This is a genomic window from Nesterenkonia sp. AN1, from assembly GCF_000582475.1.
GTDB classification, from domain to species: Bacteria; Actinomycetota; Actinomycetes; order Actinomycetales; family Micrococcaceae; genus Nesterenkonia; species Nesterenkonia aurantiaca.
Genome location: NZ_JEMO01000006.1, coordinates 208,764 through 223,438, shown reverse-complemented (window position 1 = coordinate 223,438; position 14,675 = coordinate 208,764). Strand labels below are relative to the sequence as shown.

Below are 14,675 nucleotides of genomic sequence, written 5' to 3'. Positions count from 1 at the left end.
TCGTAACCGGCCCGTGATCAGATGGTCGTCTTCTGCAATTTTTCACGACCCGCCGGCGACATCGCTCCCGGTGAGCTGCGCAGGCAGCACCGCGGCAAGCGCGCGGACTCCGGCAGGCTCCAGCATGCGCGCGTGCGGAAGGTCCGCACGTTCGACGATGACCTTTCCGGCGACATGCGGCGCCCAGGCGCTGGGCGCAGGGCGGTCCGCCGGGACATCCACCGTGGCCTCCACCAGGTGCAGGTCGCCGCGGTAGACCGGCACTGGGCTGCGATCGAAGAGACCCCCGATGGTGCGGAAGCGTGTGGCGCTACGCCGCATCGTCTCCTCAGGCACCGAGGCCAGCGGACTCCCGGCCTCACCCAGCAGCGCCCGGGCGCGACCCGCGGAGAGCCGATCATCGGCCGGGGCCTGCACGCCTTGGGCGCTGAGGAACGCGCGCCAGAGACTCTGGTCATCGGTGATCCCCGCCGTAGATTCCGCAGCGGGGTAGGCATCGAGCACCGCGAGCGTGCCCACCTCGTGCCCGCGCTCCTGCAGCGCCGCCGCGATGGCATGGGCCAGCCGACCGCCGAAGGACCAGCCCACCAGATGGAACGGGCCCTCGGGCTGTTCGCTGAGGATAACCTCCAGATACTGGCTGATCAGCTCGTGCATCGTGGCCGGCTCGGCGGGGGTCGGTTCATCCGCGGCGATGCCTGGCATCTGCAGACCAAGGATGGGCCGCCGGGTGTCCAGGTGCGTCACCAGCGAGGAGAACGACCAGCTCAGACCGCTGCCCGGATGCACGGCGAAGAGCGGACTGCCTGTTCCGTTCCGGCGCAGCGGAAGCACCGCGCGCAGGCTCTCGGCCACATCGGCCTCGCCGGACTGCACCAGGGCGGCCAGACCTTCCACGGTAGGAGCCTGGAAGATCGCTTGGACCGGGAGGTCCGAGCCCAGAGCGGAGTTGATCGCCGAGATGACGGGCTGGGCGAGGAACGAGTGGCCGCCCAGATCGAAGAACGAGTCCTCGGCCGTCACCTCCGCCGTGCCCAGGACATCCGAGAAGGCGGTCGCCACGGCCTGCTCCGCAGGGTTCTGGGGTGCTCGGCCGGTGCGATCTGCCCCCGATGCCTCAGGCATCGGCAGCGCACGGTCATCGACCTTGCCGTTGGGGGTCAGCGGGATCGCTTCGAGACAGCTGATCGCCGCCGGGACCATGTACCCCGGCAGCGCGGCTCGGAGCCGGCCCATCAGCTCGGCCTGCAGCTCTGAGGTCGGTGCTGCATCGGCCTCGGCATCCGGACCGGAGTCCAGGGTCACCCAGGCCAGCAGCTCGGTGCCGCGCTCCAGGGCACGTGGGCGCACCACGGCCTGGGAGACTTCGGACATTTCGCGCAGCACAGACTCCACCTCGGCGGGCTCCACGCGGTAGCCGCGGATCTTCACCTGGCTGTCCGCCCGTCCCAGGGACCGGATTCGCGGACGCATCCCTTCCCGGCCGCCTTCGACGACGACGAGGTCGCCGGTGCGATACATCCGAGCGCCGGTGGTGGAGAACGGATCGGCGACGAAGCGGCCGGCGGTCTCCGCGGACCTGCCGCGGTAGCCGTCAGCCAGCTGCGCGCCGGCCAGCCAGAGCTCGCCCACCGAACCGTCAGAGACCGGGCGAAGCCGCTCATCGAGCACGTAGGCGATCGAGCCGCAGGTGGGAGCGCCCAGTTCGGGGAGCGGGTCACCTGTGAGGTCCGCGATCAGGGAATCCACTCCCACCTCGGTGGGGCCGTAGAGGTTCCAGGAGGTGGCGGCACTGCGCTCACGCAGCCAGTCCCACAGATCGGGGTCCACCGGTTCACCGCCGAGCAGCAGCACGAAGGGATCCTCGGGACTGCCCGCGTCGAGGTGCTCTGCCAGGTCAGCATGGGCCGTGAGGGCAGTGACGTAGCTCGGCGTGGTCTCCCAGGCGGTGATGCGGTGATCCTGGAAGTACGCCACCAGAGCCTGCGGGTCACGCCGCGTCGTGTCATCGACCAGGTGGACCTCGTGACCCGCGACGAGCCAGAGGACCGGATCCATGGCGGCGTCGAAGCCGACCCCGCTGGTGTGTGCCAGCCGCTTCGGCTGCAGCTGAGCCTGCGGCATCAGCGTCGCGCGGTGGGACACCAGCAGGTGGCCCAGCGCGCGGTGCGGCACCTGTACGCCCTTGGGCACACCGGTGGTTCCTGAGGTGAAGATGAGATACGCCGGCTCCCGGAGCTTCACCGGGGCCGGGAGACAGCCCTGCACAGCAGTGGGGCTCCCGAGTGCGGAGGAGGCTGCCAGGATCGACCCCATTCCATGCAGCGGCTTCAGGCCCAGATCAGCCTGCTCGGCCGCAGCCCGAGCCAGCTGCGCTGAGGTCCGCGTGGGGTCCCCGGCGTCCTCCTCGTCTGCGTGCAGCACCACAGCAGGCGCCGCCGCCGCGAACATTGCGGCCACCCGCGCCTCCGGCAGCGTGGTGTCGATCGGCATCACGACGGCGCCGGCCCGCCAGCTGCCCAGCAGCCCGGCCACAGTGTCCGCCGAACGCGGCAGGCAGAGCGCGACCACGTCTCCCGGTCCGACGCCATGGGCGGCGAGGCCCGCCGCGATCGCTTGGGCCCGCTCGTCGAGCTCGCTGAAGGACAGGGTCGCACCTGTCGCGACCAGGGCCGGCTGGGCCGGCTGGCGGCGCACGGCATCGGCGAAGGCTTCGAGCACCGTGGCCGGTTCTCGTCCCTCCGCACCGGCCTCAGCCGGCCAGGGGGTCAGCGCAGTGGCGGCCCCCGCGAGCTCAGCATCCATGAGCGGCCGCTCTGGCGCCTGTCCGGCCTCTTCGAGGAACCGCATCCACCCTTGGACCAGGGCGTCGGCAGCACGGTGGGAGAACAGCGAGGCGTTGAATTCCAGCACCGCATCCACCGCCGCGTCCTGCCCGCGCCGAGGGCGCAGCGTGAACGAGAGGTCCACCTTGGCGCTGCCTGTGGTGCCGGGGTCCAGCGGGGTCGCCGTCACATTGGGCAGCTCCAGGCTGAGGTCCGTGGGCTGCTCCACCGAGAGCATGGTCTGGAACAGCGGATGGCGTCCGAGCTGGCGCTCCGGGCGGACCTGTTCCACGATCTGCTCGAAGGGCACGTGTTCATCCTCGAGGGCGGTCAGCGTCTGCTGTCGTGCCATCCGCACCGCGGCGGCGAAGCTCAGCGATTCATCGGAGAGGTCCAGGCGCAGCGGCAGCGTGTTCACGAAGAAGCCGATCAGGTTTTCGACATCCGGGTCGGTGCGACCCGCCGAGGGGGACCCGATGACAACGTCCTCACCGGCGCCGATCCGGCGCAGGTAACCGCCGAGACCGGCGAGCCAGCCGTGGAAGCTGCTGGCGGACTGGGCGACGGAGAGGGTGTTGAGCCTTGCGGCGAGTTCCGCCGGGATGGTGAAGCTGAGCATGCCGGCCGGCTGGCTCGCACTCGGTGCACGCTGTCCATCCGTGGGCAGCGCCAGTTCGGTGGGTGCTGCGTCCAGTCGCTGAACCCAGCGCCGCAGTGCAGGGTCTTCCCCGCCGCGACTCCGGATCTGCTCCTGCAGGTCTGCTTCACGGCGGGCCACATCACCGAACTGCACCGCAAGCGGGCGGCGCAGGGCCGTGCCTCCGCAGGCCCGTGCGGTGTAGGAGGCGGCGAGATCGCGCACCAGCGGCGCCAGTGAGGCCCCGTCGGTGGCGATATGGTGCAGGACCAGTTCCAGGCGCCAGGCCCGGGAGTCCTCACCCGCCTCGTGATCACCGATCGCCACCAGGGCGGCGCGCAGCGGCTGTTCCTTGCGCAGGTCGAACCCGGCGGAGGTGTCCATCGGCTGGCTGCCGAGCACCCCCGATCTCGGTTCATGCACCAGCTGCACCGGACGTGACTCGGTGCCCGGTGTGCCCGGCGCAGACTCTGGTGCCGAGCCCTGTGCCGGGAAGCTGGTGCGCAGCACCTCATGCCGGGCCACCAGATCGTCGATCGCCCCGCTCATCGCGGTGGCGTCCAGGTCTCCACGCAGCTCGACGTGAAGCACGACGTTGTACTCGGCAGAGGAGGGATCCAGCTGGTTGAGGAACCACAGCCGGGACTGACCAGCGGTCAGCGGCAGTTCGGCATCGGCGCCCCGGGGATGATTCTTGACCCAGGTCTTCAACGGGGTGTTCAGCGGTGTTGCCGAGGTCGAGGTGGTCGTGCATTCCCGCGGCGGCTCGAGGGCAGGCTCAGCCGTGCGCGCCGCGGCGCGCAGCAGTTTGGCGGGAGTCCCGGCCTCGAAGACCGTCCGCAGCGGAATCGAGATGCCGAGCTGCTGTTCGAGCCTTCCGGCCAGCGAGACCGCGAGCAGCGAGTGCCCGCCGAGCGCGAAGAAGTCGTCGTCGAGCCCGACGTTCAAGGCTCCGAGCACCTCGCCCATGACCTGGCAGACGGCCTGCTCCTGTTCCGTCTCGGGCTGCCTGGCTCCACCGGTGACCTGGGGCTCCGGGAGCGCCGCGACGTCGACCTTGCCGTGGGAGGTCAACGGGATCTCACCGACCCCGATGATCCGGGTAGGGACCATGTACTCCGGCAACAGCCGGGAGGCGGCTGACCGGATGTCCTCGGCGCCCCGCGAGGTGACGAGCCAGGCCGCGAGCTGCGCGGTATCGGCGGCGCCGGGGGTCACGACCCGCACGACGGCGGACCCGACGCCCTCGAGCGCTCCGAGGACCGACTCCACCTCTGCCACCTCGATCCGGTGACCCCGGATCTTCACCTGGTCATCGTCCCGGCGCAGGAACTGCAGGGTGCCGTCCTGCCGGCGGCGCACCACGTCTCCGGTGCGGTACATCCGTCCACCGGCGGTCCAGGGGTCAGCCACGAACGCTGATGCCGTCTCCGCGGGGCGTCCGCGATACCCATGTGCCTCCGAGATGCCGGAGAGGTACAGGTCGCCTTCCACCCCAGGGGGGACCAGGGCCAGCGAGGAGTCCAGCACCCGGGCGGTGAGGTTGGGGATCGGTCGGCCGATATGCGGTTCCAGCCCCGTGATGGGGGTCAGCACCGAGTCCACGGTGAACTCGCTGGGACCATAGAGGTTCCAGCCCTCGAGCCTGGGCGATTCGGCCACGGCTCGCCAGAGCGCCGCGGAGACGGCCTCACCGCCGAGCGCCAGGGTCAGCTTCCGATCCTGCGCCTCGAGAGACTCCAGAAGGCCCAGGGCGAGAAGCTGCTGGGCGTAGGACGGCGTGGTCTCGACCACGTCGATCCCTTCCGAGCTCAAGCCGCTCGGCTCGTGATCTTCGGAGGCGGCGGGAGCCTCTGCTCCGGCGAGCAGCGCGACGACCATCTCCGCGTCCACTCGCTGCTGCTCATCCGGGATCAACAGGGTGGTTCCCGAGACCAGCCAGAGGATCGGGTCCCAGGCCGCGTCGAAGCCCAGCCCGCTCAGGTGCAACATCCTCGGCATCGCCGGCGCACACCTCTCCTGACATGGGCCGATCAGTCGTTCCTGATGGTGGTCCAGGACATTGCGCAACGCCGAATGCGGGACCTGCACGCCCTTCGGGGTGCCGGTGGTCCCCGAGGTGTGCACCAGGTACGCCGCAGCCTCAGGCCCGGGCGCCGATGGCACCTCGGCCCCGGAAAAACGGGAGAGCTCCTCGGGCCGCAGGCGCAGGATCTCCGGGTTGTGCTGGAGCAGAGCCTGGTCCAGCTCAGCGAAATCTGGGCTGTCGAGCAGGATCACGGCTCGGGGTGCCGCACTGGCAGCGATCTGCGCGATCCTGCCGACCGGGTAGCTCACGTCCACCGGAACCGTGATGGCTCCGGCGCGGATGACACCCAGCAGGGCGCTCACCGCCTCGACGCTGCGCGGCAGAGCGAGCAGCACCGGGTCACCGTGTCGAACCCCAGCACGGTGCAGGTTCGCCGCGATGGTCTCCACGCCCTCCAGCAGCTCCGCAAAGGTCATGGCCTGGGTGGAGTCCTGCAGGGCAGCTGAGCCGGTGTGGCGCCGTGAGGTCTGCTCGAGCGCGTCCAGAATCGTGCCGGTGCTCGGAAGCGCCGGCGCGCTGCTGTGCCGCTCGAGCCATTCGCGGGTGTCCTCGTCGACGGCGGTGAGGCCCGAGATGCGCGTCTCCGGGGCCTCGACCATCGTGTGCAGTCCGCGCAGCATCGTGTCCAGGACGCGTTGGGCGCTCGCGGCAGAGAACAGCGCAGCGTCGTAGGCCAGGGCGAGGTGCAGCGGTCCAGCATCACCCTCAGGTGCACTGACATCGAGCATCAGGTCCGTCTTGACCCCGGCGCTGGTCATCTGAGCGGGGACCGTGATCTCCACGCCGTCGAGCTCCACCTTGGCCGGCTCGGTGTTCTGCAGGGTGAGCATCACCTGGAAGATCGGGTGCATCGCGGCGGTGCGGGGAGGGTTCACCGCATCGACCACGGCGTCGAAGGGCAGTTCCTGATGGGCGTAGGCCCGAGTGTTCGACTCCCGCACCCGGTCCAGCACCTCGCCCAGCTCCGGGTCCTGCTGCAGTCGCGTGCGCAGCACGAGCGTGTTGACGAAGAACCCGACCAGCTCATCGAGCGCAGGGTCGCTGCGACCGGCCACCGGAGTGCCCACCACGATGTCCTCGCCGGCGCCGTGCTGCTTCAGCGTCACGGCGAGAGCCGACTGCAGCACCATGAACAGGCTCGCGCTGTGGCCCGCGGCGAGCTGCCGCAGCCGGGTGTGCAGGGCAGGATCGATCGCCGCGTCGAGCTGCCGGACACCGGCGGCGGCGTTCGCCTCCGGCGCGAAGCCTCGTGCTCGGTCCCGGGGCAGGGCGATCTCGGCGGGGGCGCCGTCGAGCTCGCGTCGCCAGAACTCCGCCTGACGGTGCGCCTCACTGCCGGCGTCTGCGGGATCACCAAGGTGTTCGCGCTGCCACAGGCTGAAGTCGCTGTATTCGATCGCGAGCTCACCCAGGTCGGGGCGCTCACCCCTGGCCCGGTCGGCGTAGGCGCGAGAGAGGTCATGGGCGAAGGGCCGCAGCGACCAGCCGTCGGAGGCGATGTGATGCATCACGGCCACCAGGGTGTGCTCCGTGGCGGAGGTGCTCAGCAGCAGGCCGCGCAGCGGGGTTTCCAACGTGATGTCGAACGGGCGCCGGGCTTCCTGGGCCACCACGTGATCGACGCGCTCCGCCGGGACCGAGACCGCGAGAAAACTGGGCCGTGCAGCCTCACCGTCGAGCACGTCCTGCACCGGTTCCCCGTCGCGCAGCGGAAACACCGTGCGCAGCGGCTCATGCTTGGCGGCGACGTCGTAGAACGCGTCACGCAGGGCTTCGGTGTCGACCAGGCCCTTCAGACGCAGGACTACCGGGATGTTGTAGGCGGCGGAGGCGGGTTCCAGCTGGTTGAGGAACCAGAGCCGGCGCTGGGTCAGGGAGACCGGCAGCGTCTCGGGGTGTGCCATCCGGTGCAGCGGGGCGGGCCCGCCCGCCGATTCGCCCTGCTGGAGCCGTTCGGCGAGGCCGGCCACGGTGGGACGCTCGAACACATCCCTTACCGTGACGTGAGACTCGGCCGGGGTGGACAGCACCGAGGCCAGCTGGGTGGCCAGCAGAGAGTGGCCCCCCGCGGCGAAGAAGTCCTCGTCCATTCCGATGCCTTCGACCTCGAGCTGCAGCACCTCTGCGAACGCCTCTGCCACGCGCCGCTGCATGGCGGTGCGGGGACGCTGTGAACTCGCGGCGGCCGTGGCCTGCGGGCTGGGCAGCGCCTTGCGATCGAGTTTTCCGTTCGGGGTCAGCGGGAAGCCGTCCAGGACCATGATGACGCTGGGCACCATATAGTCAGGCAGCGTCGCTCGAAGCTGATCCCGCAGGGCGTGACCGTCCGGAGCGGCGTCGCCGGCGACGTATCCTGCGAGTCGGGCGGCTGGCCCCTGCCCGTGGATCAGTGCCGCCGCCTGGGCGACCCCCGGCTGGCTCCGCAGGGCGGCTTCGATCTCGCTGAGCTCGACCCGGTAGCCGCGGATCTTCACCTGATCGTCCATCCGGCCCAGGAAGCGCAGCGAACCATCGCTGCGACGCCGGACCACGTCCCCGGTGCGGTACATCCGGGATCCATCGGCGGCGAAGGGATCCGCGACGAAGCGGGCGGAGCTCATCCCAGGCTGTCCCACATAGCCGCGGGCCACGTTCGCGCCCGCGAGGTAGAGCTCTCCCACGGCGCGGTGCGGGACGGGCTGGAGCGCGCTGTCCAGGATGTAATGGCGACTGTTGCGCACAGATCCACCGATGTGCGGCTGGGCGTCTGCGGTGATCGGAGCTACCAGGCTGTCCACCGTGGTCTCGGTGGGTCCGTAGAGGTTCACGGCGAGGACTCCGTCCAGCGCGGCCAGACGGTCCCACAGGTCGGGGCCCACTTCTTCACCGCCGACGGCGATCACACTCGGGTGACGCCCTGCGGAGAAGGTGCCGCTGCCGTCGAAGAGTCCGGTGCCCAGCAGCGCCTCGGCGAAGGAGGGCGTGGTCTCGATGGAGTCGATCTCGCGCTCGCTGAGCAGCTGCGCCAAGCGCTGAGGGTCACGGCGGTCCTCGTCGCCGACCATGTGCAGCTCGTGGCCGGCGAAGAGCCACAGCAACGGATCCCATGCCGCGTCGAAGGACAGGCCGGCCGTATGGGCGACCCGGGCCCGCCGACCGAGACGCTGCTCGGTGGGGTCGAAGAGCTCATCCCGGTGCTCCTGGAACAGGTTGCGCAGCGCGAGCCGCTCCACACCCACTCCCTTGGGGCGGCCGGTGCTGCCCGAGGTGAACACCACGTAGGCGAGATCATGCTGGGACACCAGCGGAAGCGTGCTGGGGTCCTCCGTCGCCCGGCGCCAGGACTGTTCGGTATCGGCGTCCACCGCCATGGTGGGCACCTCCCAGTCGGCGCCGGCCGATCTATCCGACTCCGCCTGGGCGCGGCTGGTGAGCAGCAGCGCAGGGGCAGAATCGATGATCATTCCCTTGACCCGGTCGATCGGGTACTCCGGGTCCAGCGGCACGTAGGCGGCCCCCGACTTGAGCACGGCGAGCACCAGCAGCGGGAGGTTGACGCTGCGCTCGATCCGCACGGCCACCAGCTGTCCCGGTCCGGCTCCCCGGTGACGCAGGTGGTGGGCGAGACGTGTGGAATCCGCGTGGAGCGCTCGGAAGTCCAGCGAGCCGTCGTCGGCGACGACGGCGAGCGCCTCGGGGTGTGCTGCGGCCGCGGCGGCGAAGGCCTGCAGCGCGGTCTCCGCGGTGATCGAGCGATCCGGGCCCTGGCCGTGGTTCAGCAGGGTGGCCGTCTCCTGGCCCGCGGTGAGCGGGAGCTGCCCGACGGTGGTGCCCGGCTCCGCGGTCAGCGCCGAGGTGATCAGCGAACGCAGGCGCTCACCGTGCTCGTGCAGGGTCTGAACGGAGTGCAGCGCCGCGTCACCCTCCAGCTGGAGGGTCGGGGTGGCGGCTTGGCTGTCGATCCCGGAGATCACGAAGGAGAGATCGTGCACCGGCCCGGTGGAGAGGATATGCACCTTGCCCGTGGTGCTGCCGAACTTCAGGTCCGCGACCACGGGCAGCAGGTTCACCGATGGCCCCGCCATGCCCGAGGCGCCGGGCAGCGTCTCGACCCGGAAGCGCTGGTGTCGCACCGCGGAGCGGACGGTGTCACCGGCGGATCCGATGACCTCGGCGATCTCGGCATCCGGGGTGATCTCCATCTGCAGCGGGAGGATGTTGGAGAGCATCGACGGCGTCGACTTTGCCACCCGTCCGCGGCGAGCGGTCACGGGCAGTCCCACCGAGACCTGGTCCTGGCCGGTGACTCGGGCGAGATACATGCTGATGATGCCCACGAGGGTCTTCGGAACATCCCGGCCGAGTCCGCGGAGCAGATCCGACTGCGACGGGTCCAGGGGAAGGGTCACCCGGACAACCTGGCGGGCTGGGCCGCTGGGGGTGCCTTCCAGGCCCTCGACCGAGGATTCCCGCTGCATCTGGGCCTGCCAGAACGCCTGGTCCTCGGTGTGCTGATCGGACCTGGTGTAGTCGTGCAGGTCGGTGAGCAGGTCCTGGTGACTGGGGAAGGGGGAGTCCTTCCGGGCCGCGACCTTCGCGAGCACCTTCGCCACGGGCCCGCGCACCAGGCCCTGCGGGATCCGGGCGGTGAGCGCGGAGTAGACGCGCGCGAGGTAGTGCAGCGCGATCACCGCGGAGTAGCCGTCGAGCATGATGTGGTGGACTCGCTGGAACAGCCAGCTGCGGCTCTCGGGAAGCCTGAAGAGCACCGCGGCGCAGAGATCGGGGGAGTCGAGCGTCCGTGCCGTCTCCATCTCCTGGTCGATGCGTCGACGTGCCTCTGCCCGGGCCTGCTCGGGGTCCGAGATTCCGGAGAGGTCCACGACCGTGAGCAGGTCCGCTTCAGGGGCGGGCTTCTCGAGCGTGGCGTAGGGCCCCTTCGCGTCCTCTGAGAAGCGCATGGAGAGTGAATCGATGTCCCGAATCACCTTCGTCCAGGCCAGGCTCATCACCTTGATATCCACAACCCCGTCCAGCTCGAGGTACTGGCCGATCTGATACGTCGCGTTCTCCTGGTCGAGCTGCTGGGCGTACCAGATGCCGCGCTGCGCCGGCGTCAGCTCGAGAGGTGAAGCAGGCGAGGAATCCGATTTCGGCAGCGCGGGGTCGACCATGGGTGATGCTCCTTGAAGACTGGGTGATAGAGGTCTGGCTCTGCGGGTTCGCGGGGCGCGCAGACCGCTTACTGCTGGAACTGGCCGATCTGCAGATCGGTGAGCGTGTCGCCCAGGTTCAGCAGCGGGCCCTCGATCAGCGGGCCGTTGATCAGGGTGAGTCCAGCCGTGGCGTAGTCCAGGAGGGCGCCGTTGCCGGCCATCACAACCAGGGCGGCGAGCGCCAGCAGTCCTGCGGCTGCGAGGGCCTGGAATGAGGTGCGCTGATGGACCGGGACTTCAGCGGCGGCAGCGTGGGCGGTGATGGTGGTCATGACGGGCTCCTCTGAGTTGCGGACTCTGACGGTGGGCCCACTTCACTCGGGAGGGGCTCCGGTCCATGTTCGGAGCGACTCGTACTATGGATGGGATTCTCAAGGCGAGCGAGGACCAAGCCGTCTGGCTTGGAGCTGAGAAGGCGGTGTCCTCGGGGCGGGGCCCCCGTCACATGAGCATCAGTGCCCGGTGAGCGAGTTCAGCAGGAAGCTGCGCAGCTCGTGATATTTCGGGTCCTGCTCCAGGTTCTCCACATCACGCGGCCGGGTAAACGGGACCTTCATGTCGTGGACGATCTGCGCATTCGGTCCGGCCCCCATCACCAGAATCCGGTCGGAGAGCAGCAGCGCCTCGTCCACGTCGTGGGTGACCATGATGCAGGTGCGTTTCTGCTGTTCGCACAGCTCCAACAGCTGAAGCTGCAGTTCGTGCCGGGTGAGCGCATCCAGCGCCCCGAGGGGCTCGTCGAGCAGCATCACCTTGGGCTCCAGCGCGAAGGCCCGGGCGATTCCCACACGTTGCTGCATGCCGCCGGAGAGCTGGGTGGGCCGCCGGTCTGCTGCGTGGGAGAGGTTCACCAGCTGAAGATACTCATCGGCCAGCGACTCGAGCTCCTGCTTGCTGCGCTTCTGGTGCGGATCGGTCTCCAGCGCGAAGAGCACGTTCTGTCGGGCGGACATCCAAGGCAGCAGCACGTGCTGCTGGAAGACGATGCCCAGCTCCCGGCTCGGTGCGGTGATCGGCTGCCCGGCCAGCGAGATCGTGCCTTCATCGACCGACTCCAGGCCGGCGATCATCTTCAGGATGGTGGACTTGCCGCAGCCCGAGGGGCCGATGATCGTGATGAACTCACCCTCCTCGATGTCGACGTCGGTGGTGCCGACGATCCGCTGGAAGCCCTTCTTCCGATCAGGGAATCCCTTGGTGATGCCCTCGAGCTTCACCACCGGTTCGGTGCTGGTGTGCGCTGCAGGAAGAGTCTCGGCGGTCATGTCTGGGTCTCCTGATGGTTCGGGCTTCGTCTCGGGCGTGGGTGTCTCGGGCGTGGGTGTCTCAGGACTTGGGGACCAGGCGCTGCAGCTGGGCGATCGAGCGGTCGAGCAGGAAGCCGACGCCGCCGATGATCACGATGGCCACCACGATGCTGGGAGTGTTCAGCGCGTTCCATTCGTTCCAGACGAAGTGGCCCATCCCGCGGCCGCCGACGATCATCTCGGCGGCGACGATCACCAGCCAGGCCGTGGAGAGCGCGGTGCGCAGACCCGTCACGATGGCGGGCAGCGTGGCCGGAAGCAGGACCTTGAAGACCCGGGTCCTGGTGTCGGTCTCCAGGGATTTCGCCAGATCCAGGAACAGCGGGTTGACCCGGCGGACCCCGTCGATGGTCGAGACCAGGATCGGCCAGAGTGCGGCCATGAAGATCACGAAGATCGCGGTCATCTGGGAATCGCGCAGCAGCGCCAGGCCCAGCGGCAGCCACGCCAGGGGTGAGACCGGGCGCAGGATCTGGATGAACGGGTCCATGCCGTCGTGGATCACCCGGGAGGTTCCCAGCAGCAGGCCCAGCGGGACGGCGATGATCGCGGCCAGGCCGAAGCCCAGGAGCACCCGCTGGATGGAGGCGAGCAGGTGGTAGAAGATGCCCACGTTGTTGGGCCCGTCCAGCAGGAAGGCCGTGCCGAGCATCTCCAACAGCCGGTCCCAGGTGGCCCCGGGGGTGGGGGCGAGGCCGCCGTCGTCGAGACCCACGGTGGCCAGGTGCCAGATCCCGATGAACCCGAGGAAGAAGATCACGAAGAGTCCGGTGGTCTGGATCCGGTCCCGGGTGCGCTGGGCCCTCGCCCGCTGCTGCAGCGCCTCTGGGGCGGTGTTGGTGTGCGGCTGCTGCGCCGCACCGGTGGTGTCGGGGGCTTCTGTGGTCTCAGTGGTCTGGGTGCTCATAGGTTCACCTGTTTCTCGGTCCAGGGCAGCGGATCCGCCGGGTCGAATCTGCGTCCGATGATGGTCTCGGTCTCCCGCGGGGTGGTGTCTGCGCCGAGCGCCTCGAGGATCGGGGTTGCCGCGTCGGGGTCGAGCACCTGGCGGACCGCGGACTGGTAGTCCGCCGCTGTTTCGTAGCCGGCGGTGGGCGCGAGGTCCCAGCGCTGGAGCTGGGTCAGCGCCCAGATCGCATAGGACTCGTGGGGGTAGGGGCGGAAGCCGATGCGGTCTTCAACAGACCGGGTGGTCCCGGTGCCGTCCTCGAACTCGCCGGTGAGCACCGCGGCGATGACCGCGGGGTCCTGGCTGAGGAACGCGCGCCCCGCCATGGTCTCTGCCGCAGTGGCGCGGTTCTCTTCCCTGTCGGTCCAGAGCGCTGAATCTCCGATGGCCCGCAGCAGCGTGGTGTAGGTGTTCGGATACGCGGAGGCGAACTCATCGGCCACGGTGAAGCTGCAGCAGGGGTGCCCGTCCCAGAGGTCCTTGGAGAGCATGTGCAGGTAGCCGGCTCCCAGGGCGACGGCGCGCTGGTTGAACGGGTCCGGGGCGAGGAAGCCATCGATGTCGCCGACGTTGAGCGAGGCGACCATGTCCGAGGGGCGCATCACCTGGATGCCGACGTCGTAGTCCGGGTCCAGCCCACCCAGTGTGAGGTAGTCCCGCAGCAGCAGGTTATGCCCGGAGTAGTCGAAGGGCACCGCGATTCTCAGGCCGCGGAAGTCCTCCGCGCCGCGCACCCGATTCATGTGTTCGGTGCCCAGCGTGATGGCCTGCCCGTTGACATTGGTGATGTAGGGCATCCGAGAATCCCGCTGGCCGGCGGCGAAGTTGTGATGGATGCCCAGCGGCATCGGGCTGAGCATCTGGGTGGCGTCGAGCTCTCCGGCGACATAGGCGATCCACAGCTCACCCCAGCCGGTGTAGCGCTGCAGCGTCACGTTGAGCCCATACTGCTCGAAGATTCCCATGGCGGCGGCGTTGATGATCGGGGAGGAGCAGGTGATCGGCACGAAGCCCAGCGTGACGTCGCGGACTTCGAGGTCCCCGGCAGGCTCCAGGGCCGCGCTGAAATCGATCCCCAGCGGGTTGGTGTTCGGGGCGCCTCCGGTGGGGGTGCACCCGGCGAGCAGGCTCGCTCCGAGCGCCCCGCCGCCGAGGCTGAGCAGGTTGCGCCGGGAGAGGTGACGGTGTCCCACGGTCACCACCGGTAATCGAGGAACTTGCCGTCCAAGGTCACGACGACGCGGTCCCCATCGGGGTGGGCGCGACGCGCGACGTCGAGCTGGAAGTTGATCGCGCTCATGATGCCGTCGCCGAACTCCTCATGGATCAGTTCCTTGATCGTGGGGCCGTAGACCATGAGGGCCTCCTGAAAGCGGTAGATGGTCGGATCCGCCAGCACGTCCTCACTCAGCGGTCCGCGGTAGGGCTGCATCTGCAGGGCCTCCGTGACGGCGTCGTCCAGGCTCAGCAGCTCCTGCACCACGGTGGCCTGGGCTGCGGTCATGGGGTGGCTGCCGAGCAGGGCGGCGGTGCTCCATTCCTTCGCCACCCCCAGCTGTTCGGCGATCTGCGCCCAGGTGATTCCTGCCCGATGGCGGGCCACCCGGATGTGCTCGGCGGCTTCTCTCTTGCTGATGAACGGCTCCACGTGTCTCGTCCTCCTCTTTTCGACG

General features: G+C 69.2%; 6 protein-coding genes. All 6 read right to left on the bottom strand.

Annotated features, from left to right (window positions below; genetic code table 11):
- Nucleotides 1-42: 42 nt before the first annotated feature.
- The 6 genes from BG28_RS04870 to cynS all read right to left on the bottom strand — a co-directional run bounded on the left by BG28_RS04870 (nt 43) and on the right by cynS (nt 14,650).
- Nucleotides 43-10,704: a non-ribosomal peptide synthetase gene (locus tag BG28_RS04870; RefSeq protein ID WP_051500999.1), complete on the bottom strand. Its 10,662-nt coding sequence runs from the start codon at nt 10,702-10,704 to the stop codon at nt 43-45.
- A gap of 68 nt (nt 10,705-10,772) precedes the next feature.
- Nucleotides 10,773-11,018 carry a hypothetical protein gene (locus tag BG28_RS04865; RefSeq protein ID WP_036474564.1) on the bottom strand — a complete coding sequence of 82 codons (246 nt, stop codon included), beginning with the start codon at nt 11,016-11,018 and terminating at the stop codon, nt 10,773-10,775.
- 180 nt (nt 11,019-11,198) lie between these two features.
- Entirely contained in the window at nt 11,199-12,011 is an 813-nt protein-coding gene (locus BG28_RS04860) for an ABC transporter ATP-binding protein (protein WP_051500998.1), read from the bottom strand.
- A gap of 61 nt (nt 12,012-12,072) precedes the next feature.
- Nucleotides 12,073-12,960: an ABC transporter permease gene (locus BG28_RS04855; protein WP_084479448.1), complete on the bottom strand. Its 888-nt coding sequence runs from the start codon at nt 12,958-12,960 to the stop codon at nt 12,073-12,075.
- The gene (locus BG28_RS04850; RefSeq protein WP_161634795.1) at nt 12,957-14,195 is read right to left on the bottom strand and encodes an ABC transporter substrate-binding protein; all 1,239 of its coding nucleotides are present in this window, start codon (nt 14,193-14,195) and stop codon (nt 12,957-12,959) included. The genes BG28_RS04855 and BG28_RS04850 overlap by 4 nt, the downstream gene beginning before the upstream one ends.
- 2 nt (nt 14,196-14,197) lie before the next feature.
- Nucleotides 14,198-14,650, bottom strand: a complete 453-nt coding sequence (gene cynS, locus BG28_RS04845) for a cyanase (protein ID WP_036474563.1) — start codon at nt 14,648-14,650, stop codon at nt 14,198-14,200.
- Nucleotides 14,651-14,675: the final 25 nt, after the last annotated feature.

What these genes read in the sequence shown, in the direction of transcription:
- BG28_RS04870 (WP_051500999.1), bottom strand. Translation starts at nt 10,704, where the DNA reads ATGGTCGACCCCGCGCTGCCGAAATCGGATTCCTCGCCTGCTTCACCT.
- BG28_RS04865 (WP_036474564.1), bottom strand. Translation starts at nt 11,018, where the DNA reads ATGACCACCATCACCGCCCACGCTGCCGCCGCTGAAGTCCCGGTCCAT.
- BG28_RS04860 (WP_051500998.1), bottom strand. Translation starts at nt 12,011, where the DNA reads ATGACCGCCGAGACTCTTCCTGCAGCGCACACCAGCACCGAACCGGTG.
- BG28_RS04855 (WP_084479448.1), bottom strand. Translation starts at nt 12,960, where the DNA reads ATGAGCACCCAGACCACTGAGACCACAGAAGCCCCCGACACCACCGGT.